The 20,948-nt window shown below is 70.5% G+C and carries 16 protein-coding genes; 10 read left to right on the top strand and 6 right to left on the bottom strand.

The window, feature by feature from the left end; all coding sequences use genetic code 11:
* Window positions 1-90: 90 nt before the first annotated feature.
* The 5 genes from M4486_RS14660 (at window position 91) to M4486_RS14640 (ending at window position 6,131) form a co-directional block, all read left to right on the top strand.
* Window positions 91-1,500, top strand: a complete 1,410-nt coding sequence (locus tag M4486_RS14660) for an MFS transporter (protein WP_249477974.1) — start codon at window positions 91-93, stop codon at window positions 1,498-1,500.
* 57 nt (window positions 1,501-1,557) lie between these two features.
* The gene (locus M4486_RS14655; RefSeq protein WP_249477972.1) at window positions 1,558-2,889 is read left to right on the top strand and encodes an MFS transporter; all 1,332 of its coding nucleotides are present in this window, start codon (window positions 1,558-1,560) and stop codon (window positions 2,887-2,889) included.
* 82 nt (window positions 2,890-2,971) lie between these two features.
* The gene (locus M4486_RS14650; protein WP_249477971.1) at window positions 2,972-3,970 is read left to right on the top strand and encodes a 2-hydroxyacid dehydrogenase; all 999 of its coding nucleotides are present in this window, start codon (window positions 2,972-2,974) and stop codon (window positions 3,968-3,970) included.
* An 86-nt stretch (window positions 3,971-4,056) separates the two neighbouring features.
* Window positions 4,057-5,346 (top strand): alpha-hydroxy acid oxidase, encoded by a 1,290-nt coding sequence (locus M4486_RS14645; RefSeq protein WP_249477969.1) that lies wholly within the window; start codon window positions 4,057-4,059, stop codon window positions 5,344-5,346.
* Window positions 5,343-6,131, top strand: a complete 789-nt coding sequence (locus M4486_RS14640) for an SDR family NAD(P)-dependent oxidoreductase (protein ID WP_249477968.1) — start codon at window positions 5,343-5,345, stop codon at window positions 6,129-6,131. The genes M4486_RS14645 and M4486_RS14640 overlap by 4 nt, the downstream gene beginning before the upstream one ends.
* On the opposite strand, the gene M4486_RS14635 is transcribed toward M4486_RS14640, so the two are convergent.
* On the bottom strand, window positions 6,128-7,159 hold the full coding sequence (locus tag M4486_RS14635; RefSeq protein WP_249477967.1) for a 2-keto-3-deoxygluconate permease: 1,032 nt from the start codon (window positions 7,157-7,159) through the stop codon (window positions 6,128-6,130). The two genes, M4486_RS14640 and M4486_RS14635, sit on opposite strands and share 4 nt — an antisense overlap.
* 403 nt (window positions 7,160-7,562) lie before the next feature.
* Here M4486_RS14635 and M4486_RS14630 point away from each other — a divergent pair, with 403 nt between their 5' ends.
* Window positions 7,563-8,537: a 3-hydroxyacyl-CoA dehydrogenase family protein gene (locus M4486_RS14630; RefSeq protein ID WP_249477966.1), complete on the top strand. Its 975-nt coding sequence runs from the start codon at window positions 7,563-7,565 to the stop codon at window positions 8,535-8,537.
* Between the two features lie 111 nt (window positions 8,538-8,648).
* Here M4486_RS14630 and M4486_RS14625 read toward each other — a convergent pair whose 3' ends face one another.
* The 4 genes from M4486_RS14625 to M4486_RS14610 all read right to left on the bottom strand — a co-directional run bounded on the left by M4486_RS14625 (window position 8,649) and on the right by M4486_RS14610 (window position 13,676).
* Window positions 8,649-9,989 carry a GntT/GntP/DsdX family permease gene (locus M4486_RS14625; RefSeq protein WP_249477965.1) on the bottom strand — a complete coding sequence of 447 codons (1,341 nt, stop codon included), beginning with the start codon at window positions 9,987-9,989 and terminating at the stop codon, window positions 8,649-8,651.
* 6 nt (window positions 9,990-9,995) lie between these two features.
* Complete coding sequence (locus tag M4486_RS14620) at window positions 9,996-11,009, bottom strand: 4-hydroxythreonine-4-phosphate dehydrogenase PdxA (RefSeq protein WP_249477964.1); 1,014 nt, start codon at window positions 11,007-11,009, stop codon at window positions 9,996-9,998.
* A gap of 350 nt (window positions 11,010-11,359) precedes the next feature.
* A complete protein-coding gene (locus M4486_RS14615) occupies window positions 11,360-12,307 on the bottom strand; it encodes an amidohydrolase family protein (protein ID WP_249477962.1) in 948 nt (315 codons plus the stop codon).
* 7 nt (window positions 12,308-12,314) lie between these two features.
* Entirely contained in the window at window positions 12,315-13,676 is a 1,362-nt protein-coding gene (locus M4486_RS14610) for an MFS transporter (RefSeq protein WP_249477960.1), read from the bottom strand.
* A 174-nt stretch (window positions 13,677-13,850) separates the two neighbouring features.
* Here M4486_RS14610 and M4486_RS14605 point away from each other — a divergent pair, with 174 nt between their 5' ends.
* Window positions 13,851-14,540: a GntR family transcriptional regulator gene (locus M4486_RS14605; RefSeq protein ID WP_249477958.1), complete on the top strand. Its 690-nt coding sequence runs from the start codon at window positions 13,851-13,853 to the stop codon at window positions 14,538-14,540.
* A 238-nt stretch (window positions 14,541-14,778) separates the two neighbouring features.
* Here the strand turns inward: M4486_RS14605 and M4486_RS14600 are convergent, their stop codons facing one another.
* The gene (locus tag M4486_RS14600; protein ID WP_249477957.1) at window positions 14,779-16,530 is read right to left on the bottom strand and encodes a dihydroxyacetone kinase family protein; all 1,752 of its coding nucleotides are present in this window, start codon (window positions 16,528-16,530) and stop codon (window positions 14,779-14,781) included.
* 277 nt (window positions 16,531-16,807) lie between these two features.
* On the opposite strand from M4486_RS14600, the gene M4486_RS14595 reads away from it, so the two are divergent.
* The 3 genes from M4486_RS14595 to M4486_RS14585 all read left to right on the top strand — a co-directional run bounded on the left by M4486_RS14595 (window position 16,808) and on the right by M4486_RS14585 (window position 20,948).
* Entirely contained in the window at window positions 16,808-18,217 is a 1,410-nt protein-coding gene (locus M4486_RS14595; protein WP_429798303.1) for an MFS transporter, read from the top strand.
* 357 nt (window positions 18,218-18,574) lie between these two features.
* On the top strand, window positions 18,575-19,915 hold the full coding sequence (locus M4486_RS14590; RefSeq protein ID WP_249477955.1) for an extracellular solute-binding protein: 1,341 nt from the start codon (window positions 18,575-18,577) through the stop codon (window positions 19,913-19,915).
* A 16-nt stretch (window positions 19,916-19,931) separates the two neighbouring features.
* A complete protein-coding gene (locus M4486_RS14585; protein WP_249477954.1) occupies window positions 19,932-20,948 on the top strand; it encodes a carbohydrate ABC transporter permease in 1,017 nt (338 codons plus the stop codon).

Here is a 20,948-nt window from a genome sequence, read left to right as displayed (position 1 = left end):
GTCGGCCGAGCCCGCGCGACCCCCGCAGCACCCGCAGCATTCCCTGTGCGCGCCCGGCCGATCCCTCCTGCACGTCCTGAGGAGCATTCCGTGACGACGACGTCATCCCCTTCCGGCGACCGCCCGGAGCATCCCGCCGCCACGCCCGACGCCCGGGCCGTGCGCACGGTCGACGAGGCGGAGGAGCTCGCCTTCTCCCCCGAGGTCGCCTCGGCCACCCGCAAAGCCCGCTGGCGGCTGCTGCCCTTCCTCATGCTCATGTTCGTGATCGCGTTCATCGACCGCTCGAACATCGGCTTCGCCGAGGAGTCCCTCGAGGTCCACGCCGGTCTCGGGGCCGCGGCCTACGCCTTCGGCGCGGGGCTGTTCTTCATCGGCTACGCGGTCTTCGAGGTGCCCTCGAACCTGATCATGCACCGGGTCGGGGCGCGCTGGTGGATGGCGCGGATCATGGTCTCCTGGGGCGTGGTCGCCGGCCTGTTCATGTTCACGACCGGGCCGGTCATGTTCTACGTCCTGCGGTTCCTCCTGGGCGTCGCCGAGGCGGGCTTCTTCCCCGGCGTGATCCTGTACCTCACCTACTGGTTCCCGCGGCGCACGCGCGGCCAGGCCACGGCCCTGTTCTACCTGGGGCTGCCGATCGCGAACGTGGTCGGCGGGCCCCTGTCCGGCGGGCTCCTCGAGCTCGACGGCGCGCTCGGGCTGCACGGCTTCCAGTGGATGTTCCTGCTCGAGGGTCTGCTCGCGGTGATCGTCGGCGTGGTCGCGGTCTTCGCGCTCACCGACCGCCCCGCCCGCGCCCGCTGGCTCACCGCCGGCGAGCGCGACGCCCTCGAGGGGGTCCTCGCCGCCGAGGCGCAGACCAAGGAGCAGGTCGCGAAGCTCTCCTGGTGGCAGGCGCTGCTCACCCCGCGGGTGCTCTACTTCGCCCTCATCTACCTCACCATCCAGGTCGCCGTGTACGGCCTCACGTTCTTCCTGCCCGCGCAGGTCGCGAGCATCACCGGCCGCGAGGTCGGATTCCTGGTGGGCCTGCTGGTGGCGATCCCGTGGCTGTGCGCGCTGGTCGTGAACCTGTTCGTCGGCCGCTGGGCGGACCGTCGCGCCGCCTACCGCTCGACCGCGACGCTCATGCTCGTGCTCTCGGGCGTCGGACTGGCCGCGAGCGCATTCCTCAGCCAGCCGGTGCTGGCGATGGCCGCGCTGTGCCTCGCGGCGATCGGCTTCGTCTCCGCGCAGCCGATCTTCTGGAACATCCCCACCGGCTATCTCTCCGGCGCCGCCATGGCGGCGGGCGTCGGCCTCATCAACGGGCTCGGGAACCTGGGCGGCTTCATCGCCCCGAACCTGCGCTCGTGGATGGTGACCGCGTTCGACAGCGAGGCCGCCGGCCTCGTGATGCTCGCGATCGCCCCGTTCGTCGGCGCCCTCCTGGTCGCCGGCACCGCCCTGTTCGAACGGCGCGAGAGCGCCGGGCGGGCGGGTCGACGCGCCGCCTGACGGCGCGACCACCACCCCCGGAGCATCGCCGCTCCGCCTCCCCCCGAGAAGGTCCCCATGAGCCTCGACGCCGAGGACGCCCGCCGCGCGCGGGACCACAGGAAAGTCCGCAACCTCCGCTACTTCGTGCTGATCTGGCTGCTGCTGGCCGGGGTCCTGAACTACATGGACCGCGCGTCGGTCTCCATCGCCGCACCGCACATGATCGACGAGCTGGGGCTCACCCAGACCGACATCGGCCTGATGGGCAGCGTGTTCTCCTGGACCTACGCGATCTGCCAGCTGCCGGTGGGGTACCTGATCGACAAGGTCGGCCCGCGCCGCATGTACTTCCTGGCCGTGGGCATCTGGTCGATCGCCTCCGCGCTCATGGCGGCCGGCCACACGCTCGGTCATTTCCTGCTGTTCCGCGTGCTGCTGGGCATCGGCGAATCCCCGAACTCGCCCAACAGCTCGAAGATCTCCACCCACTGGTTCCCGCGCTCCGAGCGCGGTCAGGCCGCCGGCATCTGGGACTCGGGATCGAAGTGGGGCTCGGCGATCGCGCCGCCCGTGCTCACGGTGCTCATGCTCGCCTTCGGCTGGCGCGCGATGTTCCTGGCCCTGGGCGTCGCGGGCATCGTGCTCGCCGCCGCCTTCTGGGCGTTCTACCGCTCCCCCGAGCACGCCAAACACCTCTCCGACGAGGAGTACCGGCACATCCTCGCGGGCCGGGACGCCGTCGAATCGGCCGACGCCGAGAGGATCCCCTGGCTGAAGCTGTTCACGTTCCGCCAGACCTGGGGCATGATGCTCGGCTTCTTCACGTCGATCTGGATCTGGAACATCTTCATCACCTTCCTGCCGCTGTTCCTCCAGCACTCCCTGGGCGTCTCCATCGCCGGGACCGGCGGGGTCGCGGCGATCCCGTACGTCGTCGCCGCGCTCGGCGCGATCTTCGGCGGGCGCATCACCCTGGTCCTCGCCCGCCGCGGCCGCAGCCCGCTCGCCTCCAAGCGGGTCGTGCTCGTGATCGCCTCGCTCGCGATCGGCGTGCTGCTGTGCCTGGTGCCGCTGGTGCACACGCTCGCCCTGGCCCTGGTCGTCCTCAGCCTCGCTCTGGGCCTCATCGCGCTCGTGCAGGCGCAGGCCTGGGCCGTGACCTCGGACATCGTGCCCGACGCCTACGCGGCCCGGTTCGGGGGCATCATGAACTTCGGCGGCTACTTCGGCGGCGCGCTCGCCCCGGTGATCACCGGCATGGTCTTCGACGCCACCGGGAGCTACTCGCCCTCGTTCGTGCTCGCCGGGGTGATCGCGGCCTGCGGCGCCCTGTTCTTCGGGCTGCTGATCCGCCGTCCGATCCCGCAGCGCGCGGCGGCCGAGGCCTCGGAGGCGGCGGCCGCATGATCGCCCCCGCACCTGCCGCTCCCACCAACCCCACCACTCCCACCACTTCCACCACTTCCACCACTTCCACCAGGAGGCTCCCATGAGCAGCACACCCTGGCGTCTCGCCGTCGCCGCCGAGGGCATCGACGCATCAGGCCGCACGATCCACGGCGACATCGGTCTGGGCTCGCTCGCCGAGCACGGCATCGAGTGGTCGCCGATCGACGTCGCCCAGCACGAGCTCACGGCCGAGGCGCTGCGCGGGTTCGACGCGGTGCTGCTGATGGGCGAATCCCCCTTCGGCACGGAGCAGCTGGGCGAGGACACGACGATCAAGCACGTCGCGCGCTTCGGGGCGGGCTTCGACCAGGTCGACCTCGCCGCCTGCGCGGCCCGCGGGATCCCGGTGACCAACGCGCCCACGGGCCTGCGCGTACCGATGGCCCACGCCGCACTGACCCTCCTGTTCGCCCTCGCCCACCACCTCGTCCTGAAGTCGCAGCTGGTGCGCACGGGCCGCTGGGAGCAGCGGGCCGCGCTGCGCGGACGCGGACTCGCGAGCGCCACGATCGGTGTGGTCGGCCTCGGCGGCATCGGCCGTGAGACCGTGCGCCTGCTGCGCGGGCTGGGCCTCGAGGTGGTCGCCTACAACCGCACGCCCCGCCCCGAGTTCTGCGCCGAGCAGGGCATCGAGCAGGTGGAGCTGCCGGAGCTGCTGCGCCGCAGCGACTTCGCGATCCTCACCGTCTCCTCGAACGCGCAGACCCGCCACCTCATCGGCAGGCGCGAGCTCGAGGAGCTCGGGGCCGACGGGCACCTCATCAACGTCGCCCGCGGCGCGGTCGTCGACGAGCAGGCGCTCGTCGAGGCGCTGCGCGGGGGCACCATCGCCGGGGCCGCACTGGACGTCTTCGAGACCGAGCCGCTGCCGACGACGAGCCCGCTGCTCGAGCTCGACAACGTGCTGCTCACCCCGCACTCGCTGTGCTGGACCGCGGACTTCACGGAAGCCACCGGCGCCGAGGCCCTCGGCGAGGTGATCGCCGTGGCCGAGGGCCGCGAGCCCGCGCACCTGGTGAACGACCCCCTCCCGTCCTGACCCGCCCGACCTGCCTTCCGACCTGCCGTCCGACGCCACCGCCCGCCCCTGCCGTCCGACCCTGCCGCCCGATCCGAGGAGGAGACATGCCCGAGAATCCGCTGTCCGGAGCCGTCGAGTTCGCGAAGATGATCGCCGCGGGCGGTCTGCGCGTCGATCCCGTCGAGTCCGCCCCGTCGGTCGAGGACTTCCGCGCGCTCGCGCGGCGGCGCCTGCCGACGATGGCCTTCGACATCATCGACGGGGCCTCGAACCACGAGATCACGAAGTCCGTGAACGAGGAGGACCTGCGCCGGGTGAGATTCCGGCCCCGCTGGCTCACCGACATCTCGCACGTCGACATCTCCACCGAGGTCGACGGGATGGCGCTCCGGCGCCCCTACGTGCTGGGCCCCCTGGGGCTGCAGCGCATGATCGGCGGCACCGGCGAGCTGCCCGCGGTGCGGGCCGCCGGGAAGGCGGGCATCCCCTTCACGATCTCCACCGCCTCGAACTGGTCGATGGAGGAGATCGCCGACGCCGCGACCGGGCCGCTCTGGTACCAGCTGTACATGTACAAGAGCGAGCGGATCGTCACCAACCTGATCCAGCGCGCGAAGGCCATCGGCGCCGAGGCCCTCGTGGTCACGGTCGACGTCCCCCTGAACGGCAAGCGCTACCGCGACCACCGCAACGGCATGTCGATCCCGCCCAAGGTGACCGCGCGCAACGCCCTGGAGGCGGTGCGGCACCTGGACTGGACGCTCGCGGTCATGCGCCCGCCGGCCATCGGCTTCCGCAACCTGGTGGGCGAGATCCAGGGCGACAACGCCGTCTCGCACCAGGAGTTCGTCGCCAAGTACCTCGCGAACCTCACCCTGACCTGGGACAGCATCGAGGACGTCCGCAGGCAGTGGGACGGCCCCCTGTACATCAAGGGGATCCTCACGCCGGAGGACGCCCAGCGGGCTCGGAACGTCGGCGCACAGGGCATCTACGTGTCGAACCACGGCGGACGCCAGCTCGACTCCTCGCCGAGCACCATCAGCGTGCTGCCCAGCATCGTGGACGCCGTGGGCGAGGACATGACCGTCGTCTTCGACTCCGGCGTGCGCACGGGCGACGACATCGCCAAGGCGATCGCCGTCGGCGCCGACCTGGTCTCCGTGGGCCGCGCCTGGGGGTATGCGAACGCCTCCGCCGGCGAGCGCGGCGTCACCCGCGTCATCGACATCCTCGACGAGGAGCTCGCCCTCGCCATGGGCCAGCTCGGCGCGACCAGCATCGGAGCGCTGGACCGCGGGTTCGTCGACTACCCCGAGGCGTGGCACGGGGTGGGGCTGCATCGGGAGCCGGAGGGCGGCGGCGCCTCGACCGACGAGGGGTCGGGCTCGTGACCGCGCGTGCCCTGGAGGACGAGGCCCGCGTGCAGGGCCTGACCGCCCTGGTCACGGGTGCCGCCTCCGCGCGCGGCATCGGACGCGGAGTGGCCCTGCGGCTCGCGAGCGAGGGGCGGCCTCTCGCGCTCCTCGATCGCGACGGCGAGGGACTGGCCGACGTGGCCGAGCAGGCCCGCAGTGCGGGAGCGCCGATCGTCGTCACCGCCCGAGCGGACATCGCCGATGAGGACAGCGTCGACGCCGCGATCACCCGCTGCGAGGCCGAGGCGCCCGCGATCGGGACGCTCGTCAGCTGCGCGGGCATCGCGAATCCGGCGGCGTTCCTCGACGTGTCCTCGACCGAGTTCCACCGCACCCTCGCCGTCAACATCGGCGGGGCCTTCCACCTGTGCCGCAGGGTGCTGCCCACCATGCTGGACCAGCAGCTGGGTCGGATCGTCGCGATCTCCTCGACCGCCGGGCAGGACGGCGGCGGCAACTTCTCCAAGACGGCCTATGCGGCGTCGAAGGCGGGGCTCGAGGGCCTCGTGCGCGGCCTCGCCAAGGAGACCGCCGGGACCGGCGTGACCGTCAACGCCATCGCCCCCGCGAACATCGACACGGACATCATGGGCGGGCCGCTCGAGGGTGCGCGCCGCGAGGAGTTCATCGCCCGCACGCCCGTGGGGAGGCTCGGCACGGTCGACGAGCTGGCGGAGCTGGTCGCCTTCCTCACCGGCCCCTCGGGCGGATTCACCACCGGCGCCACCTACAACCTCAACGGCGGCATGCGCATCGGCTAGGTCGTCGCGGTCACGGACTGGGCCTCCGTCGGCAGCTCGTCGGCCTCCGGGTCGTCGAGCGCGCCGTTCCTGCGCAGCACCCACGCCGCAACCAGGGGCGCGGTGATCGCCGAGATCAGCACGGCGGTCGCGATCTGCACGGTCGCGACGCCGACATAGGGCTCGAAGCGGAGGTCCGCCGCGGCGACGATCGCCGGGGTCGCCAAGGAGTTGCCCGCGGTGGTCCCCGCGGCGAAGCCGATCCCGGAGCGCCGCCCACGGCGCAGCAGGAACCGGTAGGCGAGGTAGGTGAGGCCGCCGGTGAACGGGGTGACCACCAGGCCCAGCACGATCCCCGTCACGCCGCCCGTGAGCACTGCGGACAGGTCGATCCCGGTGCCGAGCCCGAAGGCGAAGAACGGGATGACGATCTGGGGGACCGGCCGCATGACCTCCGTCCACCGGCGGTCGATGTTGCCCACCACGATGCCGAGGACCAGCGGGATCACCGCGGCGGCGAACGCTTCGAGCGGGATCGAGCCGAGTCCCGCAGCGCCGATGAAAAGCATCGTGAAGAAGGGCCCGTCGTTCAGCGCGGAGGCGATGTAGGCGCCGCGGTCGGTGCGGGTCCCGTACTTGCCGGCGAATGCGATCCAGACCCCTCCGTTGGAGTTGTCGAAGGTCGCGAGCATCGCCAGGATCGAGATCCCCAGGATGCCCTGGACCCCGACCAGGGATCCCAGCGCGACGACGAGGAGACCGGGGATCAGGCTCTTGGCGAGCAGGATCGCTCCGGTGGTGCCGGCGACCGGGCCGACGGAGCGCGGGGTGATCTGCATGCCGGTGGCGAAGATGACCAGCGCCATCATCGGCATCGGGGTCGCGAACAGGGCGGTGGTGAAGCTGCCGATCTCGAGGACGCCCGGTGCGAGCGTGCCGACGATCGCGCCGAGGATCAGCGGGACCACCATCAGTCCGCCGGGGATCCTGTCGAGGGTGCCGTAGATGGGCGAACGCAGCGTCTGGCCGGTCGTGGTCGATGCGGTCATCTCTCGTCCCTCTTCTCCGCTCGCGGGGGCGCGTCCTCGCGCTGTCACCTGCTTCGTGCTGCGGGGCGTCTGTGCTCCGCAGCCGGGAGCGGCCGCATCGGCCGCCTCCCTTCTCCCCGGCCCGCAGCGGGACGCTCCGACGACCGAGTGACCTATAGGATTCAACGTGAACGCGGACACGTCAACCTCGTCCGGCAACCGGGGTGTACACCCCGTCGTCAACGCCCATCCCCTCGATCGCGTGCGCAGTCCAGCCGCATTGCTCGCCGAGAGAGCGCTGCCGCAAGACGGGGTTGATCGCGACTCGCAATCAGTGATCCCATAGGATCATTCGAGGCATTCTCGGCATGGCGCACCCCGCATGGAGGAGCGCCGCGCACACCAGACGAAGGAGTCCACCCTCATGACCATCAGCACCGTGACCGTCGTCGGAGCCGGCTACATGGGCGGAGGCATCGCTCAGGTGCTGGCCATGGCCGGCCTTCCCGTGCAGATCGCCGACGTGAGCGTCGAGGCGGCCGACGCCGCCCTCGAGCGGATCCTCGGCGAGGCCCGCGCGAGCGAGGAGCAGGGGCTCGTGCCCGCCGGCAGCGCCGACGCGGTCGCCGCGCACCTGAGCGCCGGGAAGACCATCGAGGAGGCCGTGGCCGACGCCGACTTCATCGAGGAGGTCGTCTTCGAGGACCCCGCCGTGAAGCAGGAGGTGCTGGGCCGCATCTCCGCCGCGGCCCGCCCCGACGCGATCATCGGCACGAACACCTCGACGATCCCCGTGCACGTGCTGGCGCCCGCCATCACCGGGCCCGAGCGCTTCCTGACCGTCCACTTCTCCAACCCGATGCCGTTCATCCCCGGCGTCGAGCTGGTCGCCGGGGAGGCCACCACCCAGGAGGCGATCGACGCGATCAAGGACCTGCTGGCCCGCGCCGACTGCGAGGGCGCCCAGGTCGCCGACACCCCCGGGATGGTCCTCAACCGCCTGCAGTACGCCCTGCTCAAGGAGGCCACGAGCGTGGTCGAGGAGGGCGTGGCGACGGTGGACGACGTGGACACCATCGTGCGCACCACCTTCGGCTTCCGCCTGGGCTTCTTCGGCCCGTTCGCGATCGCCGACCAGGCGGGGCTCGACGTCTACGCGAACTGCTTCCGCACCTTCGAGGACGCCTACGGCGAGCGCCTGGCGACCCCGGAGCTGCTGAAGGACGCGGTCGCCGAGGACCGCAAGGGCCTGAAGAACGGACACGGCCTCGTCGAGGACTACGACGAGGAGACGACGGCCGAGCTCATCGCCTACCGCAACAAGGCCTACGCCCGCATGCGCGAGGTGCTCCGCGAGCTGGGCCCCGCACCGCGCGGGACGAAGCGCCCGTCGGCCTGAGCATCTGCCGGGCCGGGTGCACGGCGGGGCGAGGGCCCGCCGGGACAGGCACTCGGCGACGCGGGTCGACGCCGGCCCCATGGGACCGGCGTCAGCCTGCGCCGCCCGCCGTCACAGCAGCGCGACCACCCCGTCCACCACGAGCAGGCCCGCGAGACCCACGACGGACTGCACCGTGACGAGCAGGCTCCACGTCTTCAGCGTCTGCGGGACCGTCAGCTTGAAGTACTCCTGGAACAGCCAGAACGCTCCGTCGGAGACGTGGGAGAAGATCATCGCGCCGGTCGCCACGGAGAGCGCGGCGAGGGCCTTGTGCACGTCATCGGCCTGGGCCACCATCGGCGCGACGATCCCGGCGGCCGCGGTCACTGCGACGGTCCCCGACCCGAGGGCGATCCTGAACAGGGCTGCGATGATCCACGCGAGCAGGACGACCGGGATCGCCCACTGCGCCGTGTAGTCGGCGATGGTGTCGCTGAGCCCGATCGCGGAGAGCATCTCCTTGAGGCCGCCGCCGGCGCCGATGATCAGCAGGACGTTGACGACCGGCTTCAGGCTCGCCTTCGATTCGCTCAGCACCTTCGAGGCGTTCATCCCCGCGCCCAGTCCGAGGACGGTGAGCGAGTACAGGGCCGCGAGCAGCAGGGCGATGATCGGACTGCCGATGAATCCGGCGACGGCTGCCCCCGGTGACCCCTCGGCGAAGATCGCGTTCCCGATCGTTCCGAGAACCATCAGCAGAGGGGCGAGCAGCACCGCGGCCAGCGCGGCGACGATCCCCGGTGCGCGATCATGATGCGTCTCCGCGAAACCGAACTCGGAGCCGTCGCTGACCTCATAGGTCAGGTACTGCCTCTGGAACAGTTTCGGGAACAGCCAGACGCCGCTGGCGAAGACGGGCACGGCCACCAGGAGGCCGAGCAGGGTCACCAGCCCCAGGTCCACACCCACCGCACTCCCGGCGATGACCGTCGCGGGGCCGGGTGGGATGAGGCCGTGCGCGGCCATCATGCCCGCGGCCATGGGGATGGCGACGTACAGCGCCGATTTGCCGAGCCGACGCGCCACCGAGAACACGATGGGGATCATCAGGACGAAGGTGACTTCGAAGAGGTTCGGGAGCTCGATGACGAGCGCGACCAGGCCGATCGCGAGCGGCACGAGTGCGGCACGGCTCCGCCCGATGATCACGTTGGCGATCGTCTCGGCACCGCCGCTGCTGACCAGCAGACCGCCGATCACGGCTCCCAGTCCGATGACGATGCCCGTCGTGGACAGCTGGTCCCCGAATCCCTTCGAGAACGCGTCGACGGATCCGACGCTGCCCAGTCCGTTCACGATGCCCAGGGCGACGCCGGAGATGAGCAGGGCGATGAAGGGGTGGAGCTTGCACTTGACGATCAGGAGGATGAGGACGACGACCGCGAGGAAGCCCGAGATGGCTGCGAACACGGGCGGTCAGGCCTTCGTGTCGGCGTCGGGCCGGCGGGCGGCGATCTGCTCACCGAGCCCCACGGCGATGTCGAATGCGCGCTGGCTGGGACCGATGCTCGCGACGTTCTTGCCGACGATCTCGTAGGCCGTGCCATGGGCGGGCGTGGTGATCGGCACGGGAAGCCCGCCCTGCACGGTCACGCCATCGGAGAAGCTCATCAGCTTCATCGCGATCTGCCCCTGGTCGTGGTACATCGTGACGACGCCGTCGTACTCGCCGTTCTTCGCCTTGATGAAGATCGTGTCGCTGGGGAACGGCCCCTTCGCGTCCACCTCGTCGACCTTCCTCGCGAGCTCCACTCCCGGTGCGATGTGGTCGATCTCCTCGCGACCGAACTGCCCGTTCTCCCCCGCGTGCGGGTTCAGGGCGGCGACGGCGATGCGGGGCGCAGCGACGCCGGACCCGCGCAGGACCTCGTCCAGCAGCCCGATGGCCTGGCGCACCCGGGCGGCACTGATGTTCGCGGCCACCTCGGAGATCGGGATGTGGGAGGTGACGCGCGAGGTGATGAGGTCGGGCACGACGTTGACCTCGCTGGTGAAGCCCTCGAATCCCAACTGCTTCGCGAACCAGCGCAGCTCGTCGTCCTCATGCATCCCGGCCAGATGGAGCGACGTCTTGTTCAGCGGGAGGAACATGATCGCGTCGGCCTCATCGGCCGAGTACAGGGCGAGCGCCTTCTCGAGGTCCCGGATCACGCGAGTGCCGGCCTCGACCGTGGTCGTGCAGCGGGGCACCTCGATGTCCTGGAGATCCGAGCCGACCAGGTGGACCGCGCCCGTCGTCGGATGATCGGACACGGGCACCTCGACCCCGGCGGCCTCACTGGCCGCGGCGAGTTCTGCAGGCGAGACCAGGGCGATCACCTGGGCTCGTCGGAGGTTCTCGGGATCCGCGAGGAGTCGCACGGCGAGTTCCGGACCGATGCCGGAGAAGTCGCCGAAGGTGAGGGCGATACGTGGGGCGGATGAGGTCATCAGTGTCCTCCTGCGCCGGCACTGCTGCGTGCCGGAATCTGGTGGTGGTGAGGGCTCGACATCGTCATCGCGAACCCACGACATGAATCCAATAGGATTTTCTCCATCTTCGGGCACATGCGCATCTGTGTCAACGACCTCTCGAGGACCGCGCACCCCATGGGGACATACCCAGTGAGCACGTCAGCGCACCCGTCCTCCCTGGCCGTACGAATGTCGCTGAGGCATCTGGTCATCCTCCAGTCGCCCGAGGGAGTTCCCGGGCCCGTCTTCCGACGGGGTGTCTCCCCGCGTCGTCGAGATCTTTCGTGTGCCTTTCGTATTGGATCGGAGGCTGTCTCCTGCGCTTCTCACCGCCCCGGGGGCTCGGCGCGGCGGAGAAGCTCTGCCGGGAGCCGGTAGACCCTGCGGGCGGTGCCGGCGAACATCTGCTCCTGCTCGTCGTGGGAGCAGTCCTGGACGATCTCGCGGAACCCCTGCCAGATCTCGGAGTACGTGGCCGTGAGACCGTCCACCGGGAAGTTCGACGCGAACATCAGTCGCTCGGGACCGAACAGGTCCACGAGACGACGCACGATCGGCCCATTGCTCTCGACCGTCCAGGGCGCCCCGCGCTGTCCGATCCCGCTCGCCTTCACGACGACCTGTGGGAACCGGGCGACGAGCGCCACGGCTCGCGACCACTCATGCAGGCCCACCGAGGACCTGTCCGAGGGGAGCCCTGCATGATTCAGGATCACGGGCAGCTCCGGGGACCTCTCGAGCACGGAGACGATCTCGTGGAGGTGCCACCATGCGACCTGCAGGTCGAAGCTGAACCCGAAGCGTGGGAGCAGACGCAGTCCCTCCCGCCACTGCGGGTCGCTCAGGAGACTTGGCCTGCGCCTCGCATCCTCGGGCCCGTGGCTCTGCCCCGGCTTGTGCCGGATGCCGCGGACGATCGGCATCGCCGCCAACTGCTCGAGGGTGCTCTCGACGTCCGGTGCGTCGAGCTGGGCGTGGGCGACGGCGGCGTTCGGCAGCCCGTACCGCTCGGCGACCCCCTCCGTGTAGCGCATCTCCCCCACCGGATCGTCGAGCTCCCACTCGGTCTCCATGGTCACCGAACCCACCAGATCGATGCCCGCGGACTCGGCGTCGGCGCGAAGGTCCGGCGGAAGGTAGTCGCGCTTGATCGACTCGTACGGTCCGTACCGGAAGCCGATGTCGACGCCCGGCCGCAGCCAGGGCTGCCGCCCGAGCGACGGCTCCCAGAAGTGATGGTGGGCGTCGATGACGGGACCGTCGTAGAGACTCATAGAAGGCTCACCTGCTCCCGGCGACGGCGAGCGGACGCCCGAAGTTGATGACAGCCGAGCCGATCAGGTACAGCGCCGCCGCCAGGCCCAGGAAGACGAACGCTCCTGCGTACGAGCCGTCGGCGGCTCCGATCGCGTACCCCATCGCCACCGGGGCGAGGGCACCGCCGAGGCTCGATGCCATGTTCATGACGGATCCGACCTTGCCGACCTGCGACGGAGGTGCGAGCCACGCCGGGATCGCCCAGTACAGGCCCCCGAAGTTCGTGAAGAAGACGGCGAGGGCGAGCATCACCAGGCAGGCCAGCGAGCTGGAGACGGTCGGGATCAGGAACACCGTGACGACCATTGCGAGCCCCGATCCCACGAGGATCGTCTTCATCACGCGGTTGTAGCTGCCGAAGCGAGCACGCCCCCAGTCCGCGAGAGCTCCGGCGACGAGCTGCCCGACCACGCCCATCCCGAACACGGCAAAGGTAGCGCCCCCGAGGCTCAGAAGGTCGAATCCGCGCGCGTCGGCCAGGTAGGACGGCGTCCAGGAGATGATCCCCCACCACACGGTGGCCCACCCCAGCCTCCCCAACCAGAATCCCCACCAGGAGGTCGACCGGGCGTAGTCGGTGAGGCGCGGGAGCGGGGAATCCGGGGAGACGACTTCCGGCACCGCAGCACTGTCACCGTCCGACCCAGCGGACTCTGCGGACTCGGCGGGAACCCGCTGACGGATGTGTCGCAGCTCGTCCTCATCGACACCGGCGTGCTCCTCCGGGGTGTCGCGGACGTAGATGAAGTAGACGACGGCGAGCACGACGGTGAGCAGCCCCGTGACGACGAAGGCCCATCGCCAGGATCCGAAGACCCCGATGATGCCGGTCACCAGCACGCCCCCGATGGCGCTGCCGAAGGCGCCGGCCATGTCGATGAACGTCGCCCCGCGCGCACGCTCGCTCGCGGGAAGCCATTCACTGTTGAGCTTCGAACCGGACGGCGCCGTGGGAGCTTCGAAGGCACCGAGCCCCAGCCGCGCCACCCCGAGGCCGAGACCCGAGGTCATGAGGCCGATGCTCGCCTGCAGAAGTCCCCAGAGAGCGCCCGCCGCACTCACGACGCGACGCGGTCCGAACCGGTCCAGGAGCCACCCGCCGGGGACCTGGAAGACCAAGTACGTCCAGAAGAACAGCGAGAGGATCCAGCCCTGCAGAGCCGGCGTGATGGACAGGTCCTCCGACATGTACGGGAGCGCGATCGACAAGGTCGATCGATCCACGTAGTTCAGGAGCACGAGGAGCCAGAGGATGGCGAAGATCCCGAATCTCTTCCTCGTGGGCCGGGAGCGCGCGGGTCGACGCGCCGCGGAGGGTGCAGTCATGGTCAGAGCTCCTTCACTCTCGCTGCCGGGCGGCGATACTCACGCCCGAATCCCATAGGATATAGGAACTGTACTCACGTGGAGGCCTCTGGTCGAGGGGTCAGGCCCTCCGAATCGGATCGTTTGTAGGATTCGTCTGCGAGGACAACTCACCCGACGGAGCAGGAGACCCCCATGGCGAGCAAGCGGCAGGTGCTGCGGGCGGACGTGCAGGAGGGCATCCAGAACCGCCTCGTGCAGGGCAATTGGCGCCCCGGGTCGCGGCTGAGCATCGACGGTCTCGCCCGCGAGCTCGAGGTCTCCCCCACGCCGGTGCGCGAGGCGCTGGTCGCGCTCGAGCGCTCCGGGCTCATCGAGTACAAGGCCCTCAAGGGCTTCGTGGTCGCCCCGCCGCTGAGCGCCGAGCAGATCGATGAGCTCATCGATGCGCGCCTGATCCTCGAGACCGCCGCCTTCACCCGTGCCTTCCACGACTGGGAGGCGCTGCTGGAGGACCTGCGCGCCGCCCATGCCGCGCACACCGCGATCGCCGATCGGATCGCCGCCGCCGGCGAGCCCGACTACTCGCTGCTGCACGAGTACTTCGACGCCGACGCCGCCTTCCACGAGGCCCTGTTCACGCACGCCGGCAACCATTACCTGGGGTCGATGCGCGAGGTGCTGAACACCCACGGCCACCGCATGCGCCAGACCTGGTCCGAGGGCCCCGAGCAGATCGACGCCGCCGAGGCCATCACCGAGCACGAGGCGATCCTGGCCCGGGTCGCCGAGCACAACCACGACGGTGCGCTCGACGCCCTGCGGCGCCACCTCGAGGGCGTGCGCGAACGCTCGGGCGCGATGGCGGACGCCGCAGACGACTGATCGGGCCGGGGCCTCGAGCCGAGAGCCGCCGCCTCGCATCTCCCTGTCAGCGACCGGTGGCATCCCCGCGGACGTCGTGGACGGGCCGATGGTGGGGAGCCATGGCGATATAGCCACGGCTCCCCACCATCGGCCCGTCCGTGACACAGCACCGGCGGGCTGGTGCCGGGTTCACCGGCGAAGCACCGGACGAGGGCCCCTCGAGGGCGCATCGTCGAGCGACTCGCGCGCCTCTCCGTCAGCGCAGATGCGCCCCGAGCTCGGTCATGAGGATGGAGAAGGACAGGGCCCCGGGATCGGGCGTGCCCTTGGACTTCTCACCGAGCACGCGGGAGCGACCCTTGGTCGCGGTGATCAGCGCGGTCGCCTCCGCGGCATCGCGCGCGGTCGCCGCGGCCGAGGTGATCGCCGGGGCCGGATCCGTGCCGTCGAAGGCCTCGAGCAGCACCCGACGGAACGGCAGGGCGGCATCCATCATCGTCTTGTCGCCCTCGGCCGCCCCGCCGAGCCGCCCGATCGTGTCCACGCCCGCGACCAGCGCCTCCACCACCTGCGACGGCTCCACGTCCGCTCTGTCGGTGACGGTGTTCCCGGCCGCGATCAGCGCCGCGCCCCACAGCGCGCCCGACGTGCCTCCCGCCGCCTCGGACCAGGCCTCGCCCGCATGCACGAGGACCGTGCGCGCCCCGGCGCCATCTGAGACCGCGCTGCGCGCGGCCTCGGCCGCGCCCCTCGACCCGAAGGCCATGCCCTGCCCGTGGTCGCCGTCGCCCGCGATCGCGTCGATACGGCCCAGCTCGGCCTCCTCCCGCGCGCACACGGCCTCGAACAGATCCAGCACACCGCTGATCCCGCGCGCCGCAGTCCGGGACTCCTCGCTCGCCTGCGGGATCGGATCCACGCCCGGCTCCCACCGCACCGCACCCACGGACCCGACATCGCCATTGCCATCGTCATCGGCCGCATCGCTCCCGGGCATCGCGCCGCGATGGAAGGCGGGGGTGTCCACCGGTGCCAGCCAGTGCTCCTCGAGCTCCTCGTCGAGGAACACGACCGTCAGCGACAGCCCGGCCATGTCCAGGCTCGTCACGTGCTCGCCGACCTCCGGACGCACCGGCGTGATGCCCCGCGCCTGAAGCATCCGCGCCACGTGGGCGTAGACGACGAACAGCTCCTCGTGCTTCACCGTGCCCAGGCCGTTCACGATCACGGCGGCCCGGCCCCGATACCCGGCCTCGCCGTCCGCGGCGCGCGCGGGCTCCTCCGCGAGGACCCCGTCGACCAGCATCTGCGCGACCTCGCGCGCACTGCCCAGCGCTTCGTCCCGCACGCCGGGCTCGCCGTGGATGCCGAGACCCACGGCCATCTGCCCGGCCTCCACGGAGAACAGCGGCCCGCTCGCGCCGGGCAGGGTGCAGCCGCCGAAGGCGACGCCGAAGGAGCGGGTCGCATCGTTCGCCCGGATCGCGATCTGCTCGGCCGCCTCCAGATCCGCGCCCGCCTCGATCGCGGCACCGGTGATCTTGAAGACCGGCAGGTCACCCGCGATCCCGCGGCGGTCCCGATGGTTCTGCGGGGTGTTCGAGGCGATGTCGTCGCTGACCTTCACGATCCGCACGTCGATCCCGTCCGCGCGCAGCTTCTCCGCCGCCAGCCCGAAGTGCAGCACGTCCCCGGCATAGTTCCCGAAGCCCAGGATGACCCCGCCGCCGTTCTCCGCGTTCCGCGCGACCGAGTACACCTGCGAGGCCGACGGCGAGGCGAACACGTTCCCGCACGGGGCGCCGTGCCCCATCCCGCGGCCCACCCAGCCCGCGAACGCCGGATAGTGCCCCGAGCCGCCGCCGATCACCAGCGCCGGCTGACCCTCCGGCGTCGCCGCGGAACGGACCACTCCCCCGTGGACCTGCATCAGGTCCGGCTGCGAAGCCACCAGCCCCGCCACCGCGTCGGCCGCGAACTCACTCGGCTCGTCGAAGAGATACGTCATCGTGGATCCTCCAGGAAGGGCCGCTCTCACGGCTGCGTGGGCGTGGTCGGGTGCGAGCCGGGGCCCGCGTCGGTCGAATCCTATAGGAATCGAAGGCAAGGGGTCGGCGGTGCTCATCGACCCCTCGACAGGTCCGTCGGACAGTCCGTCGACCGGACTCTCGATCGACCCGTCGGCCGGCCTTGCGATTGGTCAACCGGTTTGCCACACTATAGCGGACCGACGTCAGGCATCGCGGCCCGTCCGCGCCGACGCTCACACCGACACAGGAGTCACCGTGACCGCTTCCTCCTCCGAGGCATCGCCCGGAGCGCCCGCACCCTCGCCCGTCGCCGATTCGCCCGTCGCCCGATCGGCGATCCGCAAGGTGTCGGTGCGCCTGGTCCCGTTCGTCGCGCTGATGTTCTTCATCAACTACCTGGACCGCACGGCCATCGGCTTCGCCTCCCCCAACGGCATGAACGACGACCTCGTCCTCTCCGCGGCGCAGTTCGGCTTCGCCTCCGGGGTGTTCTTCATCGGCTACATCCTGCTGGAGATCCCCTCCAACCTGGCCCTCCACCGTTTCGGCGCGCGCATCTGGCTGGCCCGCATCATGATCAGCTGGGGCGTCGTCGCGGTCGCTTTCACCTGGGTGCAGGGCTTCACCTCGCTCACGGTGCTGCGGTTCCTGCTGGGCGTCGCCGAGGCCGGCTTCTTCCCCGGCGCGATCCTGTTCCTGAGCCTGTGGGTGCCCTCGGCGTACCGCGGACGCATCCTCATGCTCTTCTACCTCGCGCAGCCGCTGACCACGGTGATCGGCGCCCCGCTCGCGGGTCTGCTGATCCAGCAGCACGGGCTGTTCGGCCTCGCGGGCTGGCGCGTGATGTTCCTGGGCGTGGGTCTGCCCGCGATCATCATCGGCATCGCCGCGCTCTTCTACCTCAAGGACAGGCCGGCCGACGCGAAGTGGCTGACCCGCGAGGAGCAGGAGTGGCTCACCGACTCCCTGCGCGCCGAATCGGGCGCGAAGAGCGAGGGCGCGGGGCACGTCCCGGCGCGCTTCGCCTTCCGCAGCGGACGCGTGTGGATGCTGTCGATCATCTACTTCGGCTTCATCTACGGCCTCTACGCGCTCGCGTTCTTCCTGCCCACGATCATCGAGGGCTTCCAGGACCAGTCGGGCCAGTCCTTCGGGGTGCTCGCCAAGGGCCTGATCACCGCGATCCCCTACCTTCCCGCCGCGATCGTCATGTACTTCTGGTCGCGCCACGCGAGCCGCAACGGCCTGAAGTCCTGGCACATCGCCGTGCCCGCCCTGGTGGGCGGGGTCTCGATCCCGCTCGCGCTGTACGCGGGGTCGCCGGCGCTGACGATCGCGGTCATCACGGTCACCGCCTGCGCGATCTTCGCGGCGCTGCCGAACTTCTGGACGCTGCCCACCCAGTTCCTCACCGGCGCCGCGGCGGCCGCGGGCGTCGCGCTCATCAACACGCTCGGCAACCTCGGCGGCTTCAGCGCCCCGTACATCACCGGCGCGGTCCACGACTGGACCGGAGGCTACGAGGCGCCCATGTTCCTGGTCGGCTTCTTCATGCTGCTCTCGGCACTGCTCATGGTGGTGCTGGCGCGCAGCACACGGGCGCGGGGCACCGCTGGGACGACAGGGGCCGACGGCGCCGCCCTCGTCTCCTCCGAGAAGGGCTGACCGCCCGACCGCACCGACCGAGGACTCCACCGAGAGGGGCCGCGCGGACTCGCGCGGTCCCTCTTCGCGCGCTGTCCGATACGAATCGACACCACACCCCTGGCAGAGGCTCGCCGGCAGCCCCATGACCTCGTCGGCAGGGGTCGCGCGCCGCCTCGGCGCCCCTCATCGCCGGGGCGGCGCGAGCCCATCGACCCTTGCAATCCCCGCTCGAGACGGCCATGATGGTCCGCAGCCGACCCCGGGGCGCATCGAGGCGCCCGTCGGCGAGACCCCTCCGTTCCTCCATCGCGGCCGTCGTCGACCGCACATCATCGATTCGTATCGATGATGTGCGCAGGAGAAAGCGAGTCCCCCGTGCCCACCGCTCCCCGTCCGCCCTCCGCTTCCCGTCCGCCCGCCGATCGCGGCGACGATCGCGTCCCGCGCCTCATCGACGCCGCACGCACCGCGCGCGCCGCGCAGCCCGTGCTCTCCCGTCGCCGTCTCGGCGCGCTCCTCGCGCCGGCCGCGCTCGCCTCCACCGCTGCCCTCGGCCTCGCGGGCTGCGGATCCTCGTCCTCCTCGGACCCGACGTCCCTGCGGATCGTCGACTACTACAACACCCCGGCCGACGACGTGGTCATCGAGGAGACCTTCACGAAGAGCGCGAAGGACCTGGGGCTCACCTTCAGCCGCGAGAAGGTGCCCGGAGACCAGCTCATCCCCAAGGTCCTGCAGATGGGGTCCTCGAAGACGCTCCCGGACATCCTCATGCTCGACAACCCGGACCTGCCGCAGCTCGCGGCCTCCGGCGCCCTCGCACCGCTCGAGCAGTACGGATTCTCGACCGAGGGGTTCACACCGTCGATCGCCGACCTCGGGATGCTCGACGGGACGCTGTACGCGATCGCCCCCACGGTCAACACGATCGCCCTGTTCTTCAACGTGCCGATGCTCGAGAAGGCCGGGATCGATCCGCCCACCACCTGGGAGGAGACCCGGGAGGCCGCCCGCGTTCTCACCGGCGACGGCACCTATGGGATCGCGTTCTCGGCGATCGCCACCTACGAGGGCACGTTCCAGTTCATGCCGTTCATGTGGTCCAACGGCGGCGACGAGAAGGACCTGGCGACCCCCGAGGTCGCGGGCGCCGCGGAGTTCTGGTCCCAGCTCCTGCAGGACGGCTCCGCCTCCCGCTCCGTCGTCAACTGGGGGCAGGGCGATGCGATGGACCAGTTCAAGGCCGGGAAGGCCGCGATGGTCGTCAACGGCCCGTGGAACATCGCGGGTCTGACGGCCGACACCCCCGATCTGGAGTGGGACGTGGTCACGCTCCCGGTCCCCCGCTCCGGCGCGGAGTCGATCGCGCCGCTCGGCGGGGAGGTCTGGACGGTCCCCGTGACCGGCGACGAGGAGAAGCAGCGCAACGCGGCGAAGCTCCTGAAATCCTTCGTCGCCCCGGAGAACCAGCTGCGGATGGGCACCGCCCGCAGCACGATCCCCGGCCACGCCGCGACCGCCGAGCAGTTCGCGAGCGAGCACCCCGACCTCGCGACCTTCGTCGAGCAGGTCTCCACCGCCCGCGCCCGCACCGGCGAGCTCGGGCCCGAGTGGCCGCGCACCGCCAAGGCGATCTACACCGCGAACCAGGAGGTCCTGGTCGACGACACCGATCCGGCGAAGGCCTTCGACGAGGCCGCCCGGACCGTGAGCTGAGACGAGGAGCCACGCCATGACCAGCACATCCACCGCTTCCAGCGCCGACGGGCTCGCCTCCGTCGGCCCCCGCGACGGCCGCCCCGCACCCCGCGCCGGCACCGCCGACGGCGCGCCGGCCGCGCGCCCCGGACGGCGTCGACGACGGGGCGGAGAGGGACTCCTGGTGCGCTATGCCTTCATCGCGCCGGCGGTCCTCTACCTGCTCCTGTTCTACGGGTACCCGATCGTCAAGAACGTCGTCATGAGCTTCCAGGCCTACGACTTCTCGACGTTCTTCAACGGCAGCGCCCCGTTCGTCGGCCTCGACAACTACGCGACCGCGCTGTCGAACCCGATCTTCCTCAAGGCCCTCGCGAACACGGGCCTGTTCACCGTGGGCTCGATCATCGGCCAGTTCGTCATCGGGCTGGGCCTCTCGCTCTACTTCCGCAAGCACTTCCCGCTCTCCGGCGTGCTGCGATCGCTCCTGCTGCTGCCGTGGCTGCTGCCGATGATCGTCTCCGCGGCGGTGTGGCGGTGGATCCTCGAGCAGGACAGCGGGGTGCTGAACCGCTTCCTCGAGTCCATCGGCCTGATCTCCGAGCCCATCGGCTGGCTGACCAGCTCCGACACGGCGCTGGTCGCCGTGATCATGGTGAACATCTGGCTGGGGATCCCCTTCAACGTGGCGCTGCTGTACAGCGGGCTGCAGGCGATCCCGGAGGAGCTCTACGAGGCGGGCCAGCTCGACGGCGCGACCGGCTGGAAGGCCTTCCGCCACATCACGCTGCCGCTGCTGCGGCCCGTGGTCAGCGTGGTGCTGCTGCTGGGGGTCATCTACACGATCAAGGTGCTGGACCTGATCATCGGCCTCACCGGCGGCGGCCCGGCGAACGCGACGCAGACGCTCGCGACCCGCAGCTACGAGCTCAGCTTCCTCGAGTTCGACTTCGGCCAGGGCGCCGCGCTCAGCAACGTCCTGATCCTCATCGCCCTGCTCTTCTCCGTCGTCTACCTGCGGGCGAACGCGCGCGCCGCGAAGAACGGATGA

Source organism: Brachybacterium kimchii (assembly GCF_023373525.1).
In the GTDB taxonomy this organism is placed as follows: Bacteria; Actinomycetota; Actinomycetes; order Actinomycetales; family Dermabacteraceae; genus Brachybacterium; species Brachybacterium kimchii.
The sequence above is the reverse complement of the archived record's forward strand: the minus strand, read 5'-3'. Positions and strand labels throughout refer to the sequence as shown.

Bases quoted from the DNA above. Each gene is read 5' to 3' on its own strand.
- M4486_RS14655 (WP_249477972.1), top strand. From the start codon at position 1,558: ATGAGCCTCGACGCCGAGGACGCCCGCCGCGCGCGGGACCACAGGAAA.
- M4486_RS14650 (WP_249477971.1), top strand. From the start codon at position 2,972: ATGAGCAGCACACCCTGGCGTCTCGCCGTCGCCGCCGAGGGCATCGAC.
- M4486_RS14645 (WP_249477969.1), top strand. From the start codon at position 4,057: ATGCCCGAGAATCCGCTGTCCGGAGCCGTCGAGTTCGCGAAGATGATC.
- M4486_RS14635 (WP_249477967.1), bottom strand. From the start codon at position 7,159: ATGACCGCATCGACCACGACCGGCCAGACGCTGCGTTCGCCCATCTAC.
- M4486_RS14630 (WP_249477966.1), top strand. From the start codon at position 7,563: ATGACCATCAGCACCGTGACCGTCGTCGGAGCCGGCTACATGGGCGGA.
- M4486_RS14620 (WP_249477964.1), bottom strand. From the start codon at position 11,009: ATGACCTCATCCGCCCCACGTATCGCCCTCACCTTCGGCGACTTCTCC.
- M4486_RS14615 (WP_249477962.1), bottom strand. From the start codon at position 12,307: ATGAGTCTCTACGACGGTCCCGTCATCGACGCCCACCATCACTTCTGG.
- M4486_RS14610 (WP_249477960.1), bottom strand. From the start codon at position 13,676: ATGACTGCACCCTCCGCGGCGCGTCGACCCGCGCGCTCCCGGCCCACG.
- M4486_RS14605 (WP_249477958.1), top strand. From the start codon at position 13,851: ATGGCGAGCAAGCGGCAGGTGCTGCGGGCGGACGTGCAGGAGGGCATC.
- M4486_RS14600 (WP_249477957.1), bottom strand. From the start codon at position 16,530: ATGACGTATCTCTTCGACGAGCCGAGTGAGTTCGCGGCCGACGCGGTG.
- M4486_RS14585 (WP_249477954.1), top strand. From the start codon at position 19,932: ATGACCAGCACATCCACCGCTTCCAGCGCCGACGGGCTCGCCTCCGTC.